Below are 23,208 nucleotides of genomic sequence, written 5' to 3' on the forward strand. Positions count from 1 at the left end.
TCTACCCAATAGCGCCAAGTGCTCCATCTAAATCTAATGAGCCAAAGCGAGTTAATTTAGGTGGTGGTGAAAGGCGCACCACCACGAAGTGGTGGCTTTAATCAAATCCTTCCTGTTGAGCTAAATATTGCTTCACGATTTCAAGTGGCACACCTCCGCAACTAACCAGACAATAACTTCTGCTGTAAAAAACTGGCTTCCAGTAAAACTCACCCAAGTGTTCGGAAAACTCCTTTCGCACAAGTCTTGATGTAGCAGTTTTTAAACTGTTCACCATTTTACTTGGTTGCATCTTGGGATTAGCAGAAATTAAAAGGTGAAGGTGATCTGGCTCACCATTGCACTCCAAAAGCTCACAATCCCAAGATTTTAACAACCTTTTGTACTGAGATTCTAAGTACGCGGCAACCTCTGGCGTGATACAGCGATGACGATATTTAGTTACAAGAACTAAATGATAGTGAATATTATAAACGCTGTGATACAGCGTATTTAGGGCTTGTTTTTTCATAATAACTAAATATAATTAGTTGTTATGAAAAAAGCAATCCGTAAAGTTACATATAAAATGAAATCATCAGTTTCTCAAGAAGAATCGCTGATGGATTTGTTTGTCCACCATCACCAGTTGTACAACTGGGCTTTACGTGATCGCATCGAAACATATCGTGATTCTAATTACAGTCTTAACTTTCACGAACAGTGCAAAATCAACACTCTGTGGCGTAATAATCGTAAAGCGCATGGCATTTTCAATGCTAATGCTCAGAGTGAGCAAGTCACATTAAAACGTGTTGCACTGGCTTTTGACGGTTTTTTTAGACGGCTCAAAAAAGGTGATAAGAAAGCTGGATTCCCACGTTTTAAACCATTTCAACGCTTTAAAGGTTGGGGCTACAAGGCTCATGGTGATGGTTGGAAGCTCAACCTGAAAGAAAAAAAGCATGGTGCTGTTTATTTGGCTGATGTTGGTATCGTTAAGATCCGAGGTAAAGCTAGAAACACAGGAGGCAAGCCGAAAACTGCCGAAATCATCCGAAAGAATGGTGAGTGGTTCATTTCAGTTTCAATGGAGTATGACACCATTGAGAGAAACTGTGGCACTAAAGCTGTTGGCTTGGATTGGGGTGTTTCTCATTACTTTTCGACTATCGATCAGGATGGTAATTTTGAGCAAGTCGAAAACCCCCGTTACCTCAGAAACAGCAAAGAGCGATTAACCTCTTTACAACGTGACCTCGCGTTAGCGAAAAAAGGCACTCGCACCCAGCGAAAATTAAAGCATCAAATTGCCAAACTCCACCAGAAAATCGCCCGTCAAAGACTCGATTTTACTCATAAAGAAACTGCAAAATTAGTTGAAGTGGCGGCATTGATCGCCACCGAAAAACTCACCGTTAAGAACATGACTCGCAGTGCCAAAGGTACTGTCGAGAAAAACGGAAAAATGGTGAAACAAAAGGCTGGTCTGAATCGGGAAATTCTGAACACCGCGCCAGCCATGACTCTTAATTTACTGCGATACAAAGCGGAAGAAGCTAGTAGCGAATTTGTTGAAGTACCAACAAAGCAAGTTAAGCCAAGTCAAACCTGCCCAGACTGCGGAGCTAAGAAGAAGAAATCCTTAGCAGACCGCTGGCACTCATGCGAATGTGGTTGTGAGAAGCCCCGCGATGTAGCCAGTGCGCAAGTTAACTTAAACTGGGCGTTAGGTATTCAGGCTGGGAACCAGCCTAAAAAGGTAGCTTAGGCTTTCTTTTTGAAACTCCTTCAAAACGCGCAGCGTTTAGTGGAAGTTGTTCATTTATATCGATACATACAGGGGGTGAACTTGCAAAAGAAAGTAACTGCAAACCATCAATACTTTTAACATACCCCGGCTTGTAGTTATACTCCGTTAAATCTATTTCTTCTATAAAACTTAAATGCTCCACCCATAAACCAGCTAATTTCACTGCATCGTACTTTTTAAGGTTAGGTGTATCCACTGGCAAATGTAAAGCAGGCTCTAAAACAAGAAGTTTGAGGTTATCCATAAGGATTCCTTTTTTGCTATCGTTTTAACTAACTATAGCAAAGAAATTAAATCAATCACCTCTAGCTATAAACGAAAAATATATAATAGTTTTGAGTGGGGTTACTATTGTTTTTTCACCCAACATTCAATTTAACATAATAATAGCTATCGTAAATAGGGGTTTACGAGAGCTATTTTTATACGTTATTAGTACTACTTACATGCTTACAGCCACACTCAAAGGCCGAAAAAATAACGAAACTTAAAGGTGCGAAAATTTTCGCGCAAAAAGTACGGAAATTGGAAATTTTCAGCTGAACAGGTGTTCATATTTGAGACTATTATCAATTTACGGAGAAATAGCTAAAAGCATAAAAACCCCTAAATAGTGCGATAATAAGGGGTTGCTTGAATAAATGGGTGTTCATGTTTGAGACTGTTTAGAACTTGCGAAGAAAAAGTTAAAAACTTAAAGGTGCGAAAAATTTCGCGAAAAAACTTGTGAAAAAGCGTACAGATTGGAGCTATTTTAACTGAACAGGTGTACTAGCTCAGACTTGATCTGACAGTTACCCATTTTTCTAATGGTGACTGTTAGTTTAGATTTGAACTAATACAGAACAGGCGTTCATTCTCTGCTTCGTATTTTTTCGTTAAACAACTATTTTAAAAATTAGAACATCAATGCTAGCGTACATCGTTATATGCTTTAGTTATATGAACTACGTTTTTCTTGAATAAATACATATTCAGTCACGCTCCCTTTCTGCGTCCACATTAAAACGCATAAATAGCCTTATTTATCACCTCAAAATCCACTTAAAAGATAAAACTTTAACCAATTGAAATTAAAAATTAAAAATTAAAAATTAAAAATTACAGCATGCTTTTTAGGGTGCTCTAATTTTTTTATTTATCAAAAAATTATGTTTACGATTCAATTTGTACCTAATCTAAAATATATAATAAATGAAACAATAAAAAAACAGAAAAAACAAAGTAACAAACTGAATTCATTCTGTTTTTTAAAAGTCAAATTTTAGAGGGTGCTAAATAAGGTGCTCTATTTTGAAACTCATCAAAAAATCTATTAATTTGCGAAAAACCTAAAATTTGAAGTCGTTTAGATGGGTGGATATTTATTTTTGAGACTATCTTAAATTTATGAATAAAACTCAGAACTTAAACTCGCGGAAATAGCGGAAAAATTAGAATTTTTTTAGCTGAACAAGCGTTCACTCTCTGCTTCATCTTTTTTCGTTAAGCAACTATTTTAAAAATCAGAACATCAATACTAACGTTCATCGTTATATGCTTTAGTTATATGAACTACGCCTGACTTGAATAAATACTTGTTCAGTCAGGCTCCCTGCCTACGTCCACATCAAAATGTATAAATAACCTTATTTATCACCTCAAAATTCACTTTAAAAATAAAAATCAATTAAAAAACATAAAACAAACTTTTTTTGAATAAAAACAAAATCTTAACTAACTGAAATTAAAAAAAATTTAAAAAAGAAAAATTACAGCATGCTTTTTGGGGTTCTCTAATTTTTTTATATATCAAAAATAATGTTTACGATTCGACTTGTACCTATGGAGCTAGTTATTCACTTGCCGTACTCATAAGAAAGTAACTTTTGTTGCTTGTACTTATGTAGGTCTTATGAACACGACTAGTTTACTGCTGTTTCGAAATGAGCCTTAACGCTCCTTTGATAATAAAATGTATAGAGAAGTTAATTATGAAATACAAACAAAAATCGATACCACTTTTAAAGGCTGAGCTGAAGCCTCACCCGCTACTAATTGAATTAACCAAAAATGATTTAATACAGCTAAGAGCGAACCAAAGTATCGATGACTTACCTATAGAAGTAATACAGTCATTATTAGACTTGCACCCATTAGCTGTGATTTTTGATACTGACGATAATAGCTATTTAACACTTACAACAAGCAACATACTTGAACGCTTTAAAGCTCATCCTTTAAGTAAAAAGCTGTTTTTAAAGATACATATTTACCCAGCAGATGTTATTGAGCACGTATTAGGCGTTACCTTGCTATCTAACTGTGCTGTCACGCTTTATTTGAAAAATGGCTTGAGTAGCAATATTCAGCACCGACTTGGTTGTTTTAAAGCGCACGGTATACATGCCCCTAAAAAAACGACATTGGCAAACTTAGCTAATACCTCCCCTTCTATTTTTCGGTAATAAGGAGCTAAAAATGGGTATTTCGGAGCATATTGCAAGAAGTAATCGTTTAAGTAATGCCGGTGGTTGTTACCCTAATGCATTAGCGCACGCCACAACATTGGCGATTATGTTGATAAAGCTAGCTAGTGTGGATGCTAAAGCACGTCCAGCCATGACTGCAGTAGCACTATTCATGTGGTTAACACTAGGCTGGAAGCACATTAGTTCGGCAAGTGATATTCCTGATTTTATAAAAATATCTGCCACGAAACCTTGTAAAAAACACACTTTTCGAACTTTTTATGATCGCACCGTTTCCTGGGCTGAATATGCGAGACCCTGTAAATACAAAAACCGTATTGTGTATTTATGGCAACCTATGCCGACCTATTTAAATGCATTTTTTCAAAGCTTTATTAGCGATCAAACTTACGGTACGCCTTTTTTAAATCTCAAAGACAAAGAACACTTATTCGAGTTAATGTCTAAGGCTTGGAAAACACCTCGTAAATTACAGAACCTACCCCGTGTCCGTAAAAACACCCTGCAAAGTTACTTTGTAAAATGCGCCAAAGCAGATAATGCGATAGGTGCAATTGTTAGAGCGCAACTTATAGGACCCCAGCAAGCTCATCATAGAAGCGCGGAATATTATCAACAACAAAGTAGTGATAATATACGCAGTAAAATTTTTAAGGCGCATAATCGCTACTTATCAAGGCTTATAACTGCGGCAAGAAACGCTAGTATCTATTCATACTTTGTAGTTTATCTGAAAGACTTTTCATTTAACTTAATTAAAAAGGAACCACAAAAGGCTAAGTATTTATTAGGACAAGGCACAATTAGGCACACTGAAATCGACACTTCGCAGTACGGACAAAACAAAGTGTATATTCCCGCAATTATGTTAGGAAGCAGTCGTTCGTTGCTTGATAAAGATGTGAGTCGTTTTTTTAAATCTCTTCAAAAAATGGTTGAAGATGCCAAAGAGAGTATTTATTTCAAAGGTCCAAGCCAAAAATCGTCATTAGCTAATCAAGCAGCGCTTCGCGATTACTATAATAAAGCGACTTATCGTATTGCATTTCTCTATATTCTACTTACTGGTGCAAGGCCTACGCATGGTATTAGTATTTTATCAGATTACTATTCAGGTGGTGATATTGCATTCATTAAGGATAAAAGCCGCCTTAGGCAGCTAATACTCTGTGATTACTTGCAACAAGAGATTAAACAGTATTTATCCTTACAATCAGTTATTCGTACACAACTCAGCATACATACTGAATTAAATGAGCTTTGGTATACGTGTAGTGAGAAAAACATCCCGAAAGCCCTAACAAGTCGCGAGCTTCGCTTATTTATGCACCAAATTTGGCCCAATGTAGTGCCTTATCAGTTGCGTCACTTTTTTAGCCACTGTGCTAATAGTCATATGTTTTCAAATAAGTTATTTGACAACGATATTGATCGTCTCATGGGTCATGAAAATTTGGGAGAGCAGGTCGGCAGTGACATATTATCGCCAAGACGTTTTGCTGTGATGAAGGACTATTTAAACATGCTACCGCAGCGCATTGGTTTGGAGGCGTTTATTCATGTCTAAACAGTTTATAGAAAAGCAGGCCAATAAAATAAATGATTATTTAGTAAATACCTGGCCACACAGTACATCTCTAGAAGCTATTTTATGGGTATTGAATAACTTACTAATGGTGGTGAGCATACAAACACCTAGTTTAGATGATACCGAAATAAATATAATAAATAAAAAAATTAATACTATTCCAACGGGGGAGCAACGAGTCTATCGAAAGGCACTTGAGGGCGTTCTTTTTTATTTAGGAAATGAACGTCAATGGCAACTACCTGAAAAAATAAAACTAAATATAGCGGATACGAATCATCTATATTTTGAGGAGCTTACAAAAGGTACTGCGCATGCACAGCAAATATTTACTCGTTATCAACAGCACAAAGCACACTTTTTTGCTACCAGATCGCCATTAACTCCCTGTTTTATTGCATTAATGATAGGGTTTGAAATCGCGCCTTTATCGTTAGCGCATATGTGCGCAATCTTAAATAACTCTAACTCTATAACAAACGAAATGCCTAATCCGCGCCTTGCTGTAACGCATTTTGAATGTGGTACTGATCAACCGCAAGTAACACATTACCATATTACAATAATATGCTACCGACTATTACGTGATTACTATGCACTGCCCCTTGAGCAGATAACGGTGGCGAAGTTACATAACTATTTAACTAAGTGGTTAGAAGAAGAAGGATTATCTGGTGTTAAACAAGGTGAGTGGCCAAGACGTTTTCAAATAAACTGGTACACTCGCTTTAAACTCCCGTTTATTTTTATAAAAGATTTAGCCTATCCTGAGCGCCACGTCGGTATACCTCGTGGCATCAGTCAGTCCACAATCAAAGCGGATGAAATTTACGCTATTGACTGGGATCTCAAGTGGTTTGAATCGCTAAAAAACTCAAAAACCAAACAACACTGGCAGCATGAAATACTACTTAAACACTCAGAAAACCCGAATGCTGTAGCCCCTCCATCATGGGATGCAGCTAATATTTTGCCGCGCATGTTATTTGACTATACCAAACAGCTAATCGTGTACGGTGGCGTAAAAAAAGCGAAGCTTGCCACAGGCTCAATTAAAAATTACACCTCACTAAAAAGTAAAATTGAGCCTTTCCCTTTATCTTACGCTGATGCAATTGATGAAGAGGCGGTTAATGTATGGGCTAAGTGTGTTTATGGCTCAATAGGCTCAGATATAGTAAAAGTAACCTTTTATAATTTTTTACGATTTTTAAAGCACCAAGAACAAACAGATATGCTCAACTTATCTCTGTTTAGTAGCCCGCTAATAGCGCCTTCTGTAAGCCCTGCACGTTTAAGCGTTGAGGAATGTGACCACTTGATAAAAACACTTATCGACAATGGCACCCATCACCCTCTTCGTAGTCTATTTTGTGTAATCGCTGCTTTACTCGGCTTTTACGCTATGCTGCGCCGTGGTGAAATTCTAAGGTTACGCTGTAAAGATATTCAATTTGAGCTAAGTACTGGCCTTGTAACAATTACCGTAACAAACACCCCTGAAGGCAACACTAAAAGCGATACCACACGCAAAGTATACACTACACTTTCTGAGCGGTATCACCCATTATTTGAACATCTACTGGCAGTAAAAGAGAGCGCTCCCCACGAACAGCCCTTGTTGGGGTTTGAAGGTGAGAAATACCATTCACGGCAGCTTTATTATTTATTACCTGTGTCACGTGCTTTACGGTGTTTATTTGGTAAGCATCTTAATTTTCATCATCTTCGCCACAGTGGCGTGCATCTATTTATGCTGCAAACACTACACTGCTTAAATAATACAGTCGATGTACAACGAGGAGAAACACCACTTGAGCAGGAGGTGCTATCAAGTAGGTCTGTGGCTACTCGCTTTAATTATTGGTTTGAAGGGCGAAAGGTTAACGCAGTGAATGATGCCGCCTTTTTAGATGAAATGGGTAAACAAATTGGTCATATTTATTATGGCACTACACGCTGGTCATACTTGCATGACATAGATTGGCTACTGCCTATCATTAGCCCTACTCATTCATCGTATACACAGCGCGAATACACACACAGTGAGCTACGTTATTTACTTGGACTAAAGCCTGACTCTAATGATCTTTCTCGTATATTAGTTAAACTCAGCCCTGAATACGCCAATAAAAATCTGGAACAAAAACGTAGCCAGCCAATCATACTGCGTGATTGTGAACTTATAGAAGTCGTATTTGGTAAAGCTATTAAAACGAAACAAGCGCCTTTAACAATTGTTCACAGTTTAGCCTGGGAAAAACTTCATGGCAGTGAACACTCGATACTCGGTTTCATATTTAAAACCATGTTCAATAATAAAACGCTTGATCTCTATGCACTCAGTTTTATTTGGGCCAATGGGTGTAAACATCATATTAAACCGATGAGTAAAAAACAGCGCACAGCTTTGAAAAACTTACCTCCCATCATACTTTCGAACGATAAACAATCATTACAGATCACGCTTGCCTGCAACTCTAAAAATGCCAATATGTTTAACGCCGTATTTAAATATGAAGATTGGGGGTGGCTCAGCAGTAAGTTTGTACTGTGTATTAATCGAAAAGTTAAGCCTAAGCGGCAACTAGTATTACTCAACACACTGTTTGCTCATGAAAACGATACTATTGAAGTAAAAAGAGTACCTAAAGGAGAAACATTATTAACTATTTATTTGACACCCAAAGTAGCCCTTTCAGCCGATGTCCTCGAATATACACAAAATTTTTTTCAGTTATTGCAATCTAATAAGGCCCAATCATGATAATTGTTCTCCCTCACAATAAAAGCCGCTTAATTAAAAATATTACGGATGAAATTGATAGGCGCCACGTCGATAGCCTAGCAACCATATTAATAGATAAAAAAGGCCTTCTCTTTACGTTAATTGCAGGTCAGCCCCCTTTAATTTCAGGTTGTAAAATTAAACTAAGTACGAGTTCTACTCACTTAAAAGATGCACAATTTTCAATTCATGGTAATTTGGCTAAACAGCTTCCAGGCTACTTTCCATTAGGAAAAGACATTGTATTTCACTTTAAAACGCCGCCATCAGGTCCGTCGATTATAGAATTAATTCACGTTGATTCAGATAAAAATAAAACGAAGTCGAACCAAGACAATCAAAGTAATCAAGCAACCATTCGTACATGCGATTGCCAAGAAGCATCTGAGAAACATTTAACGCACTTTGAGGATATTCAACAACTGCCAACTAAAAAAATCCGCAAGGCAGCCATCGAACGTATGCTATATGAGATAAAAAAAATTCACCATGGTGATAATTTATTTGAAGTATTTGAGTTTCTTGAAATAGATGTAGAGAAGCAGGTTATAAAAGTACAAATAGAAGGCAGAGCAAACGAAATCTTTTTACCAAAAGAGATTAACTTACCTATTTCTATCGTTATGACACAAGAAAGCTTTAAGCAATTCGATAACTTGTGCAAATCTATAAAGGATGATGAGATTGGTGTAGTTCAACAGGGCGAGTTGCTTATACTACAAACAGCAGAAGGAGTTATAACCAGTTCCTTGGCTGGCGCCGATGAGTTTCATGCAAAAGAACCTGAGGAGACACTTTCTTTAATGAGTATCAAACTTAATTTTAAAGCATTTACAGATGAAGTTAATCACTGTGTTAATAATTATGTCACCATTAAAAAAGCCGATCAAGCCTATTTATACCTAGACAATGGCAGGGCTGCAATTGCAATTTTGACAAGTCCATATAAATTCGTTAAATCGCTTCCCCTAAAGAAAGTTGATGATAAAAAAGAAGGTGTAGTCTCCTCATTGTTCCGTTTTTCACCAAAAGATTTACTCAAAATAAAAATTAAGAATTCTGACAACGATTACGCTACGCAATTAAAAGTGATACAACATTTAAATGGTGAACTTCAACTAGGCGTATTTAGTTCAGAACATAATGAATTACCCTACCACAGTATTTCTATTGAAAAAGATGATAGCCAGCTATCGAAAGTGGTCACTATGCTTGAAAATTTGGATAAAACGCAACATTTACGGAAAAAAGGACAGGGTGAACTTGACGTTTGATTCTGGTGTGAGTGGAAAGTGATGAGCACTAAAAAAACTGGACAAATATACAGCACTTACTATATTTTAAATGTGAAATTCTAGTCAGTAGCGCAATTTTGTACTTCGTGTATGGTATTCGCATTACTGACAATAAAATAAGCAGTTGGGGTAGAGAGACTGGAACCTCTCTACCCCGTACCGGCTGCGCGACCTTTAAACCNCCCAGCCGATGGCTTAATTCTAGCGAATTCCATTGGTGAGGGATAGATCTATTTATAGATCCATTAACTGATGGAGGCCATTATGGCTCACATTCGCATTCGTCCTAACGGACGTATTCAATTTGATTTACACCTTTATGGGCAACGCTTTCGTGAAGGCACTAAGCTCATGGCAACGCCGGCTAATTTAAAAAAAGCCAATACCCTACTCAAAAAAATGAACGCAGAAATTGATTTAGAAACGTTTCAATACCGTGATTATTTTCCTGAGAGTAAAAAAGTAGCGAAGTTTGAAGCTCTACAGCGCAGTAAACACCCCGATCGCCTTCACCCATTTTTTAACGACTACGCCGATGAGTGGTTCGATCGTCAAAAAGCGAAATGGAAGAAGAGCTATCAAAGCGTTATGCGCAATACTCTCGATACGTATTTAATCGCTGAGTTTGGCAATATACTCGTGAGTGAAATTACACTCGCCAATGTGGATTATTTTCGTGAAAGCCTAACGATGATAAAAAAGAATGGTCGACGAAAGCTCACAAATAAACGTATTAATGGCATCTTGTGGCCACTTATTGCGATTTTAAGTTTGGCAGCTGAAGAACATGACTTTGCTTACCCTATGCGTCGATACAAAACACTTAAAGAAGAGCGAGCTGATTCTAACCCGCTAACGGCTGATGAAGTGCAATGCTTTTTAGAGGCGGCACCTATTGAGTGGAAAGATTACTTTAAAGTACGTTTTTGGACAGGGATGCGAAGCTGTGAGGTTCACGGTTTGCGTTGGGGAGATATAGATTTCAACCATAGGTTGATTCGAATTCGCCATAACTGGGTCAATGGTGAGTTGTGTGATGTAAAAACACCTAAGTCACGCCGTGAATTAAAAATGTGCGATACACTCTATGCATTGTTCAACCGCTTAAAAAACCAAGCGAGTAATGAATTTGTATTTACTCATAAGGCCAATCCACTTGATAATCACTTTGTGAGTAAGCAGCTTTGGTTTCCCACTCTAAAAAAAGCGGGTCTGGCACGCAGACGTCCTTACGAAACACGCCACACTGCGGCTGTGCTGCATATTGCTGCGCACGAAAACCCGCTTTATATTTCACATATGTTAGGGCATAGCGATACACGTTTACTGTTTGAAGTATATGCGCCTTATGTTGCTAATGCGTCAAGGCAGGATGGGTTTGCGTTTAACGAGATGATGGTTGAGCGTGGGATTGCATGAAGCGTTTGATTAAAATGCTAAATAAAATTAGCTACATTTGAGCTTGCTAACTCAGGAATTAATAGTGCCATATAGCCAGTAATTTGAACCCCAATTATATACGTAGCCCATAGATATTTTTGAAGGTGAGATAGGAATCTCACCTTTTATAACCTATATATATTTCTACAATAACGCTTTTATTACCGTAGCAATATCCTCAGCTTGCACTTGAGATGCGACAGAATCAGTTGACTCGACCATAACGCGGATGAGTGGCTCAGTGCCCGATTTACGCAGTAAAACACGGCCTGTATCTGCCAAAAGTGTTTCAGCTTCTACTACTGCTTGCTTCACTGAATCAGTATTTAAAATCTCATTCGCATTATTTTGTGATAAACGCACATTAAGAAGCACCTGAGGTAATTTTTGCATACCGGCTGCGTAGTCTTTCAATGATTGCTTTTGCTGAATAAGCGCTGTTAATACCAATAAAGAAGCGACAATACCATCACCTGTGGTTGCATAATCTAAGTGTAGAATATGGCCTGAGCCTTCACCACCAAGTTTCCAACCCGTATTTTTGAGCTGTTCAACAACATAGCGGTCACCTACTTTAGCGCGCTTGAATGGTATACCCATTTCCTTAAGCGCTAGTTCTAACCCGAGGTTAGACATGAGTGTACCAACAACACCACCTTGCATTTTTCCTTGTAGCTTTGCGGCCTTAGCTAAAATATAAAGGATTTGGTCACCGTCAATCACAGCGCCACTGTCATCAACAAGCATTAATCTGTCAGCATCACCATCAAGCGCAATACCTAAGTCTGCTTTATGTTCAAGTACAGCGGCTTGAAGGCTATCTAGATGCGTAGCACCACATTGCTCATTTATGTTTAAACCGTTTGGTTTATCGTTAATGCTAATAACATCAGCACCCAGCTCTGCATAAACATTAGGTGCTATATGATACGCAGCCCCATTTGCACTATCGACAACAATTTTTAAACCTTCAAGTGTTAAATCTTTAGCAAATATGCCTTTGCAAAACTCAATGTATCGTCCAGCAGCATCGTTTATGCGTCTTGCTTTACCCAAGCGTTCTGAGCTTACACACTGCATAGCGTTATTATTTAAAGCTTGCTCAAGCAAAGCTTCAATTTCAAGTTCTTGTTCATCGTTTAACTTCGTACCAGAATTATTAAAAAACTTAATCCCGTTATCATAATACGGGTTATGTGACGCACTAATTACAACGCCTGCATCCGCTCTAAAGGTTGATGCTAAATAAGCAACTGCTGGGGTAGGCATTGGGCCAACAAAAGCAACATTAACACCCGCAGCAGAAAGGCCTGCTTCCATTGCTGACTCAAACATATAACCACTATTACGTGTATCTTTACCTATTAAAATTTCTTTGGTGCCACTTGAAGCTAAAACAGTGCCTGCAGCCCACCCTAACTTCATGGCAAAATCAGGAGTAATAGGAAAAGTACCTACCTTACCTCTTACTCCATCGGTCCCAAAATACTTACGAGACATAATTATTCCCTTATAAATTAAAAAATCTTAAGAAGAGCTTTAAAAAGCAAAAAGCGCGAGTGTAACTCACGCTTTTTATACTTTTAAAAATTAGAATCAACTAAGAAATTCGTTGCTAACTTTAACCCTAGCTTTGAAGGTTAACTACATTATTTACGCTTTTAGTATTATCTTTAGATTCATTTTCAAGTCTGGCATTCCATACTAAATCACAAATACCATCAGTGGGGTTAAAGCCAGTTGGTGCATCAAGTAGTAGCTGACGTATTTTTTCATGCTCAAAGTTATTGCAGGCAATATCAAGCGCATCAATAAATACATTAAGCTCACTGAGTGGCAGCATTACTTCATGTGCAGTCATTATACGCTCATGCGGTGTTTGCTCTACGTTATCGCCTATTAATAGCTCTTCATACAGCTTTTCACCTGGGCGTAAACCGGTACATTTAATTTCAATATCACCATGCGGGGTATCATCTGTTTTAATTTCGAGGCCCGACAATCTAACCATTTTAGTTGCCAAATCACTTATTTTTACCGAGTCGCCCATATCGAGTACGAATACATCACCGCCCTTGCCCATAGCGCCTGCTTGTATTACAAGCTGTGCCGCTTCAGGGATGGTCATAAAATAGCGAGTAATATCGGGGTGAGTTAATGTTATTGGGCCACCTTCTTTTATTTGGCGGCGAAATAATGGTACTACTGATCCACTTGAGCCAAGCACATTACCGAAGCGTACCATACAAAAACGTGTTTGGTGTTTAGCTCCTTGCTCTTGTGCTAAGCCTTGCAACACTAGCTCGGCCATACGTTTAGTCGCGCCCATTACATTTGTCGGGCGTACGGCTTTATCAGTAGAAATCAATACAAAGGTATCTACGTTAGCCTCAACAGCGGCCTTTGCGGCGTAGTAGGTACCAAATACATTATTACGAACACCTTCTGCTACATTGTGCTCAACTAATGGCACATGCTTATAAGCAGCGGCGTGGTAGATGGTTTGCACACCAAAAGTTCTCATTACCGTTTCAAGGCGGTTTACACGTTGTACTGAGCCCATAATGGGGATGAGTTGAATATTTAGTGTGTTGTTAGTTATGTATTCACCCAATTCTTTTTCAATTGAATAAAGGGCGATTTCACTGCGCTCAAACAACACTAACTTAGTCGGTTTGAGTTTCACTATTTGTCTACACAGTTCTGAACCGATTGAGCCACCAGCACCAGTAACCATGACTACTTTATCAGTTATATTGGCAGTCATTAAATCATCTTTAGGAGTTACTGGGTCGCGCCCTAGTAAATCTTCAATTTCAACATCTCTAAATTCAGAGAGTTTTGCTTTACCTTCAACAATATCGGCCATGCCCGGGATCGAAAGTACCTTAATCGGTAATGGCTCAAGTTGTGCGAGTACTTCTTTGCGCCTTGCACGTGTTTCACTAGGCATAGCAAGCAGCACTTTGGTTGCTTTACGTTTTTTTATTAGTTCGTGTATGTCATTAAATGCACGTACAGGAATACCTTGTACTATAGAGCCATGTTTTGTCACATCGTCATCAATAAACGCACTTACAAAATACTCAGGGCCTGCATTTAAAGCAGTCGCTAATTGACGCCCCGACGAGCCTGCACCATAAATAATAACCGCACCTTTGTTACTGGTGGTCATTCTTCCTATCAGTGCGCGCACTATGATGCGTGAACCACCTACGGTTAATAAACATAGCCAAGCAAAAATAAATGGCATCGTACGTGGTATATCTATGCCAACAAAAAATGCTAATAGAACCAAACTTACGGTGGTTATAAGCGTACCGAGTATAATGGCCCATAACGCTTGCGAGTTCATGTACCTCAGTACAGCGCGGTATAAACCTAAACTAATAAACGCATACAAAGCGGTGGGGATTAACATCAATAACAACAGCCAATTATCAGCACTTTTTAATGGCTCAAAGCTATCAAGCCTAACAATAAGGGCTAACCAAAAAGCGACTGCTATAAAAAGCGAGTCAATAAAAAGTGTAATAAGGCGCTTTTTAGGCCTAGAAGCACTTAAAATAGAACGGATAAAACTATCCACGGCAAGTTCCTTTTCGATTCCGGTCCAGGGCATAACCCAATATGATGTTTGAAATTAACAATATTAAAACTATAACAAAAAACTCATTAATATAAGTAGCTTTAAATGATGATTTATTTGTTACACGCTTGTAGAGCCGTTAGAGCTTAAGCGCTTGATTGAGACAGTTAAAATATATAAGTAATGTGACTATTGGTGCAGTAAATAATGCCTAAAAACTGTCTCAAGAGTGTCTCACGCGTGACACTCTTCAAGAAATAGTGTATTTAAATTAATGTGTTAAAAGCAACAGAAATTTAGGCCTAATAGATATTACAATTGGGCATAATCTACCATTATAAACAGTAAGCTATCTAGCGCTATTTAACCCTATCACCACTGCCACTACCTGCAACCGTCATTAGTATATATTTAAAATAATTACCAATTGTGAGAGTATCAATCATTTCACGGTCTGTTTTAGCAAGTAGTTCAGGCGTAGACATATCAATCTCGTTTACTTGAGCTAAACCTGTAATGCCAGGGCGTACTGCAAACACATTTTTAGCTTCACGTGCTTGAGTTAACTCCGCTTGGTTAAACAAACCTGGTCGAGGGCCAACTAAACTCATTTCACCTTTTAGCACATTCCAAAGTTGTGGAAGTTCATCAAGCTTAGTTTTACGTAAAAAGCCACCAAATGAAGTAATTGAAGCTGTGCATGCTAAATGACTAGCTACTGATGCTGTATCAACTGTCATGGTTCTAAACTTAACCAATGTAAATGGTTTTTTATTACGCCCAACACGCTCTTGTGTAAATATAGGCGAGCCTGTATCAAACAAGCCAATAATGTATAAAATCACTAAAAATGGTAATGCAAATAACAAACCAAAGAGTGAAAACAAAAAGTCCAGTAAACGTATCATTTATAAATCCATTAGTTATTTTTTGAGGTTCTAGCCGCAAGTTTAAAACCATGTTCAACTGAGTATGGTGGTTTCCAATCAAGGGTATTTTTTGTATGAGCAATATCTAACTGAAGAGAGCCTGTAAGCCTATCAATCACATCGCTCTTGTTAAGCAATTTGCCCGCTACTTTAAAGCACCAAACTGGCACTGGTAACGCCAAGTTGTTCTTACCTTGAACTTTCGCCATTAATGCAACCATTTCAGCGGTTGATAAATCATTATCATCACTGACTAAAAAAACTTGATTTGCTGCTTTTGGATGTTCTATACAAACTTTTATTAAGTCAACCAAATTATAGACTGACGCTAAGCTACGCTTATTCTTTTTAATTGCCCTAAAAGGCAGCGGTAAACCCTTACCAACAAATCGCATTAACGAAGCAAAGTTTGCTTTTACACCCTCACCATAAACAAGTGGAGGCCGAATAATTACTATCTCCATCCCTGTTTTTTTACCTAACTCTAATAACTGCTGCTCAGCTTCAGCTTTAGATATACCATATGGGCCTTCAGGTTGTGAGACATCAGATGCTGCGTACGAAGTTTTGTCAGTAGTACTTTCACCATTAACTTTTATAGAGCTCACAAAAATGAAACGTTTAACACCTTCCTGAGCTGCTTGTTTAGCTAGATTAAGCGTACCTTCTGTATTAACAGCTCTAAACTCGCTTAGGGGCTCGCTTGCCGCATCATCCATAATATGAACTCTGGCAGCACAATGTATTACAATATCAATACCATTCAATATATTTAAGTAATCAGTATCTTTGGTTATATCTGCATTAAAGTGATTTTCTGCCTGTAAGCCAGTGCGGCTAAGTAACTTTAAAGAATAGCTATTATTAATTGCTTCCTTTAAATGATTACCAACAAAGCCTGTAGCACCAGTAATTAAAACATTAGCCATTAACTTTAGGCCTCTTCAACAGCTCTAACAATTTAAAAGGAAGTTTTGACATTAAAATAAAGATATTAGTGTATATTCCATTTTCTTCACAGGCTTTTACTATTTCTTTATTTAAGGTTAGTGAGCTTTTCAGACCAGAGGTACTAACGCCTCCATCCCTCATTCTCACCAAAACTTTATTAATATGTTTAAAGTTAACTTTATTAACTAATAAAAACCGAACAAACACTTCATAGTCAGCCGATATTTTATAGTTGATTTTATACAGGCCATATTTATCATAAACTGGCTTTTTAATAAATGTTGCCGGGTGAGGTGGCATCCAACCGAATCTCAACTTCCAGGCTTTGAAGTGAGGCAAAGAATAAAAACGAGTGATTTTTTCAATATTTTCTGGCTTCACAAAAATAAGATCGCCGAATACTATATCTGTATCTACGTCAAAGTTATTTACAATTTCAGTAATTACGTCTTTAGTTTCATAAAAATCATCTGAATTTAAAATACCAACAATATCACCTGTCGCATTTTTAATGCCTTTATTCATAGCATCATAAATGCCTTTATCAGGCTCGCTGATTACGATACTAATTTGCTCGCGGTATTTATTAATAATATCTAAAGTTGCATCACTCGAACCACCATCAATGACTATATACTCAATATTTTTATAATTTTGAGACAACACCGAAATAATAGTATCTTCAATGGTTACTGCGCTGTTATAACAAACCGTGATTATTGAAACTTTCATTTATTTCCTAGGGTTGAATTAAACCAAAAGTAGCTGTGACTAAATTCTTAGCTTTTTCTTCAAAACTCGATTCAGCGTAACAACGCAACTCAGGAGCGTTTCCTGAAGGTCTCAAATGTACAACATCTCCATTTTCGACTGTGATTCGCAATCCATCGGTTGTATTAACGTCATACGCAAATTCATACCCTAGCTTGGCTAAGAAAGCAGAGGGATCATGTTTTAGCTCGTTAATTACCGCAAGACTTTGCTCTTTTTGAAAGTTTTGCAGCCTATCACTCGCAGTAAAACGCTTAGGTAACTTGGCAAGTTGTTGCGATATTGACTCTTTTTGAGCTAATAATACAAGTGCCGGTAGGACTGCATCTCGTGTAGGAAGTGCGGCTAATTGCTTACCATTAAACTCAATATCAGAGCCTAATAGGTATCCTCCATTTGCTTCAAACCCAGCTACACGAGCATTGTCTTTATTTAACGTTGCAAATTCAGCAATAACATAAGGTGAACCTATTTTTGTACGTATAACTTGCTTAAATATGTTCGACTTTTCAATAGCAGTATTACAACTTACAGGTACAGCTAATGAATCTATATTTAATAACTGACTACACAAAAGCCCTAAAATATCACCGCGAAGCCAATTTCCGAACTCATCAGCAATAAGTGGACGGTCACCATCACCATCGGTTGAAAATATTGCATCAAAACCATATTGCTGTGACCAGCCTATCGCTTTTTGTTTATCGCTATCAGATACTGCTTCAGTGTCTATAGGAACAAATACATCGCTACGCTCTAAGCTTATAACCTCAGCACCGAGTTCCTCAAATAATTGCTTATAGATATCACGTCCTGAACTAGAGTGTTCATAAATACCTATTTTTTTACCTGATAAGGTTTGAGCGTCAAACAATTCAGAATAACGCGTAATATATGCAATTTTTGCGGCATTATTTTGAGTCAATTCAACATAGCTATCTGTATCAATTGAAGTATATAGTACAACTTTATTTAAAATAGCTTTCTCATCTTGCTTGGTAATTTCTCCATCTGGACGATAAAACTTAAGCCCATTGCGATCAAAAGGAATATGGCTGCCCGTTACCATTATACTTGGCATACCATCGTGCATTGCTTTATACGCCAATGCTGGTGTAGGTAACACACCATAAAAAACAACTCTTATATTTAATTCATCTAAACCCTTAACACAAGCTTGAGCTATTTCATAACTACTAGGGCGGTTATCAATGGCGATAGCCACAGTACTAAAAGAGAAATCATCTTTAATAGAGTTAATAAATGCGATAGCAAACGCCGCACTTACATCTGGAGTAAAGTCGACAACTAAACCTCGAGCTCCACTTGTACCAAAAGCTATTCCACTTGTGGCAATCATTTCTGAACTTATTAATTTTTTATCCATAATATTACCGAATTCTTTTTTATTTATAAAAACAAAAAGCCATTCATACACCAATGATTATTTTTATTTAAGTAAAGTTAGCTTTTAGGGGAAGAATGGGATGTGTGGTATAAAAATTAACACCACACAATAATTTAATTACAGCCTAAACATTACTTCTAACATTGCAGCTAGAAGGTTTACTTTACTCTGCCGTAACGGTCTTCAAAGCGTACAATATCATCTTCACCTAAGTATGAACCGGACTGAACTTCTATCAGCTCTAAATCAACTTTGCCTGGGTTTTCCAATGCATGAACGGCAGTAATTGGGATATAAACAGATTCATTTTCAGTTACAAACTGTTCAGTATCATCAATTAGCACCTTAGCAGTCCCCGAAACCACAATCCAGTGTTCAGCGCGATGATGATGCATTTGTACTGATAGCTTAGCTCCTGGTTTTACTGTAATACGCTTAACTTGGAAACGCTCGCCATTATCCACGGAGTCATATTTACCCCAAGGACGATATACTTCTCGATGTATCAGTGCTTCAGATCGCTGTTCAACTTTTAACTCATTAACAATGCTTTTTACATATTGTGATTGGTTTTTATGTGCGACCAATATGGCATCTTTAGTATTTACTATCACTAAATCTTCAACACCAACGGTGGCAACAAGTTTGTCCTCAGCTAATACCAGAGTATTTTTAGTATTAACGGCTTTTACATCCCCCGTAAACGCATTACCGTTTTCGTCTTGTTGTGATACTTCCCATAATGCAGAAAACCCGCCAACATCGCTCCAACCGGCATCCATAGGGACAACTACGGCATCTTTCGTCTGCTCCATTACCGCGTAATCAACAGACTCGTCAGGGCATGCTTCAAATGATTCTTTATCTATACGAATAAAATCTAAATCATTATTTTGGTTTTGCATGGCTTTTTCACATGCAGCATAAATATCCGGGCGATAAGCTTCAAGCTCATTTAAATAACGACTCGCTTTAAATAAAAACATGCCGCTATTCCAATAATAATCACCGCTCTGTATATATTGTTCAGCGGTATTTGAATCTGGTTTTTCTACGAATGCATCTACCACAAAACCAGTGTTAAATTGCTGACCACGCTTAATATAGCCATATCCTGTTTCGGGCTTATTTCCGACAATACCAAATGTAACTAGCTTATCTTGTATAGCGAGTTGAGCTGCCTCATGCACACTTTTCTGAAAAGCAACTGTATCTTCAATTACGTGATCAGCAGCTAATACTAATAATAGCGGGTCTTTACCTTGCTCAATCGCTTTAAATGCAGCGAGAGCAATAGCTGGTGCTGTATTACGCCCTACTGGCTCTAAAAATATGCCACTATGATCAACACCTAACTGACGAATTTGTTCCGCAGCAATAAAGCGATGCTCTTCATTACAAATTAGCATAGCGGGACTATGGGTTAACCCATTTAACCGGTTCAATGTGTTTTGTAACATTGTTTGCTCGCCGTGTAACGCCAAAAATTGTTTTGGGTAATTCCCACGAGAAAGTGGCCATAAACGAGTGCCTGAACCACCGGCCATAATTACTGGTAAAATCATTTTAAATTCCTTTTGCAGTTATTGCGTCAAAGTACCATTTAGTATGAATATGTACTTTTTCATTATTACTGATAGCGTCCATATCAAACCATTCATAGCAGCCGTGTTGCTCATTTATAGGTAAGTTACTTAGCTGTTTTTCTGAGGCTCTTACAACATAAGCAATAGCAACATAATGTGTTTTTATAGACTCACCAAATACACTATCGCCATAAAAGTGATCATATGGACCAAGCAGTTCAGCATCTTTAATGTTCAACTCATAACCTAATTCATTAAGGGTGAGCCTTTTAAATGCACTCTCTAGTGACTCATGCTTAAGAATTCGGCCCCCAGGAATAAACCAATAACCTTGTGCTGGACGATTTAATCGCTCCCCCAACAACGCTTGTCCTTGCTCGTTAATAACAACTAAATCAATAGATACCAAAGGTGTGCTATCAACTACCGTTGAAAATGTTGCTTTATCTAAAAACATATTACTTTCTAAAACTGTGTTGATTATCTAAAAACCAATCATAAGTTGCTTTTAAACCATCTTCTAAATTAATAGAATACTCCCAACCAAGTAACTTAAGGCGAGAAACGTCCATTAATTTACGTGGGGCACCATCAGGTTTAGAACTGTCAAATTCAATATCACCATCGAAACCTGTTACTTTCGCAACGGTTTCAACTAATTCACGAATAGTACAATCAACCCCCGTTCCTACATTTATATGGCTCAGCATATCTTGTGTATTGTTTTTATAAACATCACTATTTAAATTCATAACATGAATTGATGCGGCGGCCATATCATCTACGTGCAAAAACTCGCGCATGGGCTTACCCGATCCCCACGCAACTACTTTAGATTCTCCAGCTAATTTAGCTTCATGAAAACGACGAATTAAAGCAGGAATAACATGTGAATTTTGAGGGTGAAAATTATCATTCTCGCCATATAAATTGGTGGGCATTACTGAGCGATAATTACGACCATATTGGCGATTATAAGATTCGCACATTTTTATACCTGCAATTTTAGCTATGGCATAGGGCTCATTGGTTGGTTCTAATGTAGCTGTGAGTAACGCACTTTCTCGCATTGGTTGTACAGCAAGCTTAGGGTAAATACACGATGAACCTAGAAACAACAAATCATTTACACCAGCGACATGTGCGCTATGAATGATGTTATTTTGTATTGTAAGATTCTCATAAATAAACTCAGCTGGGTAAATACTATTAGCGACAATGCCACCAACTTTAGCTGCGGCTAAATAAACCTGAACGATATCATTTTCATTAAAAAAGGCTTGTACGTCAGTTTGGCTAAGTAAGTTAAGCTCACCTCTTGAACGAGTTACAACTTCAACATCACTCATTCCCTCTAGCTGCCGAGCAATCGCACTACCAACCATCCCATTATGGCCAGCAACAAATATACGTTTTTTGTTCATATTTATTCCATAACAAAACCCAGCATAAAGCTGGGTTGTTTTATTAGCGATACAATAAAATTATTCAGCAGATACGTTAACTTTATATCCATGCTCTTTCAATAACAAATGTTGCTTAGCTTTTGCTAAATCATTTTTCACCATTTCAGCACACATCTCTTCAACTGTTATTTCCGGTACCCACCCTAGTTTTTCTTTTGCTTTTGTTGGGTCACCTAATAGCGTTTCAACTTCAGCAGGACGGAAATAGCGAGGATCAACCTTCACAATCACATCACCCACAGTTAGAGCATGAGCATTACAGCCTTCAATACTTTCAACTGTAGCGATTTCGTCAACGCCTTCTCCTGTAAAGTTAAGCGTAATGCCCAACTCTTTAGCAGAAAGAGTAATAAATTGACGTACAGATATTTGTTTACCCGTAGCAATAACAAAATCTTCTGCCTTATCTTGCTGTAACATCATCCATTGCATGCGGACATAATCTTTAGCATGCCCCCAATCACGTAGTGCATCCATATTTCCAAGGTATAAACACTTTTCTAAACCTTGAGAAATATTAGCTAAACCACGCGTAATTTTACGAGTTACAAATGTTTCACCACGACGCGGTGATTCATGGTTAAATAAAATACCATTACATGCATACATACCATATGATTCACGGTAATTTACTGTAATCCAATAGGCATACATTTTTGCAACAGCATAAGGTGAACGTGGGTGAAATGGTGTAGTTTCTTTTTGTGGGATTTCTTGTACTTCACCATAGAGCTCAGAGGTAGATGCTTGATAAAACTTAGTTTTCTTTTCAAGCCCTAAGAAGCGAATAGCCTCAAGCAAGCGTAACGTGCCAATAGCATCAACATCAGCTGTATATTCTGGCGCCTCAAAAGATACTGCAACATGGCTCTGCGCGCCTAAGTTATATACCTCATCAGGTTCTACTTCTTTTAAAATACGCGTTAAATTAGACGTATCGGTTAAATCACCATAATGTAAAAAAAACTTAGGATTAGATTCATGAACATCTTGATAAATGTGATCAATTCGCTCGGTATTAAAGCTAGATGCTCTACGTTTTATACCGTGAACCTCATAGCCTTTTTCTAATAATAACTCAGCTAAATAAGAGCCATCTTGACCGGTGACGCCTGTAATTAATGCTTTTTTCAT

Annotated in this window: 18 protein-coding genes; 6 read left to right on the forward strand and 12 right to left on the reverse strand. The window is 37.8% G+C overall.

What is annotated here, in order from left to right; all coding sequences use genetic code 11:
• Nucleotides 1-97 precede the first annotated feature (97 nt).
• Nucleotides 98-511: an IS200/IS605 family transposase gene (gene tnpA, locus L655_RS0117365; protein ID WP_024605725.1), complete on the reverse strand. Its 414-nt coding sequence runs from the start codon at nucleotides 509-511 to the stop codon at nucleotides 98-100.
• 24 nt (nucleotides 512-535) lie between these two features.
• Between tnpA and L655_RS0117370 the strand changes: the two genes are divergently transcribed.
• Nucleotides 536-1,750, forward strand: a complete 1,215-nt coding sequence (locus L655_RS0117370) for an RNA-guided endonuclease TnpB family protein (protein ID WP_024605726.1) — start codon at nucleotides 536-538, stop codon at nucleotides 1,748-1,750.
• On the opposite strand, the gene L655_RS0117375 is transcribed toward L655_RS0117370, so the two are convergent.
• Nucleotides 1,734-2,036: a hypothetical protein gene (locus L655_RS0117375; protein WP_024605727.1), complete on the reverse strand. Its 303-nt coding sequence runs from the start codon at nucleotides 2,034-2,036 to the stop codon at nucleotides 1,734-1,736. The two genes, L655_RS0117370 and L655_RS0117375, sit on opposite strands and share 17 nt — an antisense overlap.
• 1,729 nt (nucleotides 2,037-3,765) lie before the next feature.
• On the opposite strand from L655_RS0117375, the gene L655_RS0117380 reads away from it, so the two are divergent.
• The 5 genes from L655_RS0117380 (at nucleotide 3,766) to L655_RS0117400 (ending at nucleotide 11,353) form a co-directional block, all read left to right on the forward strand.
• A complete protein-coding gene (locus L655_RS0117380) occupies nucleotides 3,766-4,239 on the forward strand; it encodes a hypothetical protein (protein ID WP_024605728.1) in 474 nt (157 codons plus the stop codon).
• 13 nt (nucleotides 4,240-4,252) lie between these two features.
• The gene (locus tag L655_RS0117385) at nucleotides 4,253-5,830 is read left to right on the forward strand and encodes a hypothetical protein (RefSeq protein WP_024605729.1); all 1,578 of its coding nucleotides are present in this window, start codon (nucleotides 4,253-4,255) and stop codon (nucleotides 5,828-5,830) included.
• Complete coding sequence (locus tag L655_RS0117390) at nucleotides 5,823-8,618, forward strand: tyrosine-type recombinase/integrase (RefSeq protein ID WP_024605730.1); 2,796 nt, start codon at nucleotides 5,823-5,825, stop codon at nucleotides 8,616-8,618. Before L655_RS0117385 ends, L655_RS0117390 begins: the two co-directional genes overlap by 8 nt.
• On the forward strand, nucleotides 8,615-9,913 hold the full coding sequence (locus L655_RS0117395) for a hypothetical protein (protein WP_024605731.1): 1,299 nt from the start codon (nucleotides 8,615-8,617) through the stop codon (nucleotides 9,911-9,913). Before L655_RS0117390 ends, L655_RS0117395 begins: the two co-directional genes overlap by 4 nt.
• Before the next feature lie 285 nt (nucleotides 9,914-10,198).
• Nucleotides 10,199-11,353, forward strand: coding sequence for a site-specific integrase (locus L655_RS0117400; RefSeq protein ID WP_024605732.1), 1,155 nt, complete (start codon nucleotides 10,199-10,201; stop codon nucleotides 11,351-11,353).
• A 165-nt stretch (nucleotides 11,354-11,518) separates the two neighbouring features.
• Here the strand turns inward: L655_RS0117400 and glmM are convergent, their stop codons facing one another.
• The 10 genes from glmM to gmd all read right to left on the reverse strand — a co-directional run bounded on the left by glmM (nucleotide 11,519) and on the right by gmd (nucleotide 23,208).
• A complete protein-coding gene (gene glmM / locus L655_RS0117405; RefSeq protein ID WP_024605733.1) occupies nucleotides 11,519-12,874 on the reverse strand; it encodes a phosphoglucosamine mutase in 1,356 nt (451 codons plus the stop codon).
• A gap of 127 nt (nucleotides 12,875-13,001) precedes the next feature.
• Nucleotides 13,002-14,963 (reverse strand): nucleoside-diphosphate sugar epimerase/dehydratase, encoded by a 1,962-nt coding sequence (locus L655_RS0117410; RefSeq protein WP_024605734.1) that lies wholly within the window; start codon nucleotides 14,961-14,963, stop codon nucleotides 13,002-13,004.
• 359 nt (nucleotides 14,964-15,322) lie between these two features.
• Nucleotides 15,323-15,871 carry a sugar transferase gene (locus L655_RS0117415; RefSeq protein ID WP_024605735.1) on the reverse strand — a complete coding sequence of 183 codons (549 nt, stop codon included), beginning with the start codon at nucleotides 15,869-15,871 and terminating at the stop codon, nucleotides 15,323-15,325.
• Between the two features lie 11 nt (nucleotides 15,872-15,882).
• A complete protein-coding gene (locus L655_RS0117420; RefSeq protein WP_024605736.1) occupies nucleotides 15,883-16,821 on the reverse strand; it encodes an SDR family oxidoreductase in 939 nt (312 codons plus the stop codon).
• Nucleotides 16,814-17,575: a glycosyltransferase family 2 protein gene (locus L655_RS0117425; RefSeq protein WP_024605737.1), complete on the reverse strand. Its 762-nt coding sequence runs from the start codon at nucleotides 17,573-17,575 to the stop codon at nucleotides 16,814-16,816. Before L655_RS0117425 ends, L655_RS0117420 begins: the two co-directional genes overlap by 8 nt.
• A 7-nt stretch (nucleotides 17,576-17,582) precedes the next feature.
• Nucleotides 17,583-19,001, reverse strand: a complete 1,419-nt coding sequence (locus tag L655_RS0117430) for a phosphomannomutase (RefSeq protein ID WP_024605738.1) — start codon at nucleotides 18,999-19,001, stop codon at nucleotides 17,583-17,585.
• Nucleotides 19,002-19,180: 179 nt separating this feature from the next.
• On the reverse strand, nucleotides 19,181-20,587 hold the full coding sequence (locus L655_RS0117435; protein WP_024605739.1) for a mannose-1-phosphate guanylyltransferase/mannose-6-phosphate isomerase: 1,407 nt from the start codon (nucleotides 20,585-20,587) through the stop codon (nucleotides 19,181-19,183).
• A 1-nt stretch (nucleotide 20,588) separates the two neighbouring features.
• Entirely contained in the window at nucleotides 20,589-21,065 is a 477-nt protein-coding gene (locus tag L655_RS0117440) for a GDP-mannose mannosyl hydrolase (RefSeq protein ID WP_024605740.1), read from the reverse strand.
• Nucleotide 21,066: 1 nt separating this feature from the next.
• Nucleotides 21,067-22,032: a GDP-L-fucose synthase gene (locus tag L655_RS0117445; protein ID WP_024605741.1), complete on the reverse strand. Its 966-nt coding sequence runs from the start codon at nucleotides 22,030-22,032 to the stop codon at nucleotides 21,067-21,069.
• 60 nt (nucleotides 22,033-22,092) lie between these two features.
• Nucleotides 22,093-23,208, reverse strand: coding sequence for a GDP-mannose 4,6-dehydratase (gmd, locus tag L655_RS0117450; RefSeq protein ID WP_024605742.1), 1,116 nt, complete (start codon nucleotides 23,206-23,208; stop codon nucleotides 22,093-22,095).

This window comes from Pseudoalteromonas sp. TAE79, assembly GCF_000498015.1.
In the GTDB taxonomy this organism is placed as follows: Bacteria; Pseudomonadota; Gammaproteobacteria; order Enterobacterales; family Alteromonadaceae; genus Pseudoalteromonas.

What these genes read in the sequence shown, in the direction of transcription:
- tnpA (WP_024605725.1), bottom strand. Translation starts at nt 511, where the DNA reads ATGAAAAAACAAGCCCTAAATACGCTGTATCACAGCGTTTATAATATT.
- L655_RS0117370 (WP_024605726.1), top strand. Translation starts at nt 536, where the DNA reads ATGAAAAAAGCAATCCGTAAAGTTACATATAAAATGAAATCATCAGTT.
- L655_RS0117375 (WP_024605727.1), bottom strand. Translation starts at nt 2,036, where the DNA reads ATGGATAACCTCAAACTTCTTGTTTTAGAGCCTGCTTTACATTTGCCA.
- L655_RS0117380 (WP_024605728.1), top strand. Translation starts at nt 3,766, where the DNA reads ATGAAATACAAACAAAAATCGATACCACTTTTAAAGGCTGAGCTGAAG.
- L655_RS0117385 (WP_024605729.1), top strand. Translation starts at nt 4,253, where the DNA reads ATGGGTATTTCGGAGCATATTGCAAGAAGTAATCGTTTAAGTAATGCC.
- L655_RS0117390 (WP_024605730.1), top strand. Translation starts at nt 5,823, where the DNA reads ATGTCTAAACAGTTTATAGAAAAGCAGGCCAATAAAATAAATGATTAT.
- L655_RS0117395 (WP_024605731.1), top strand. Translation starts at nt 8,615, where the DNA reads ATGATAATTGTTCTCCCTCACAATAAAAGCCGCTTAATTAAAAATATT.
- L655_RS0117400 (WP_024605732.1), top strand. Translation starts at nt 10,199, where the DNA reads ATGGCTCACATTCGCATTCGTCCTAACGGACGTATTCAATTTGATTTA.
- glmM (WP_024605733.1), bottom strand. Translation starts at nt 12,874, where the DNA reads ATGTCTCGTAAGTATTTTGGGACCGATGGAGTAAGAGGTAAGGTAGGT.
- L655_RS0117415 (WP_024605735.1), bottom strand. Translation starts at nt 15,871, where the DNA reads ATGATACGTTTACTGGACTTTTTGTTTTCACTCTTTGGTTTGTTATTT.
- L655_RS0117420 (WP_024605736.1), bottom strand. Translation starts at nt 16,821, where the DNA reads ATGGCTAATGTTTTAATTACTGGTGCTACAGGCTTTGTTGGTAATCAT.
- L655_RS0117425 (WP_024605737.1), bottom strand. Translation starts at nt 17,575, where the DNA reads ATGAAAGTTTCAATAATCACGGTTTGTTATAACAGCGCAGTAACCATT.
- L655_RS0117430 (WP_024605738.1), bottom strand. Translation starts at nt 19,001, where the DNA reads ATGGATAAAAAATTAATAAGTTCAGAAATGATTGCCACAAGTGGAATA.
- L655_RS0117435 (WP_024605739.1), bottom strand. Translation starts at nt 20,587, where the DNA reads ATGATTTTACCAGTAATTATGGCCGGTGGTTCAGGCACTCGTTTATGG.
- L655_RS0117440 (WP_024605740.1), bottom strand. Translation starts at nt 21,065, where the DNA reads ATGTTTTTAGATAAAGCAACATTTTCAACGGTAGTTGATAGCACACCT.
- L655_RS0117445 (WP_024605741.1), bottom strand. Translation starts at nt 22,032, where the DNA reads ATGAACAAAAAACGTATATTTGTTGCTGGCCATAATGGGATGGTTGGT.
- gmd (WP_024605742.1), bottom strand. Translation starts at nt 23,208, where the DNA reads ATGAAAAAAGCATTAATTACAGGCGTCACCGGTCAAGATGGCTCTTAT.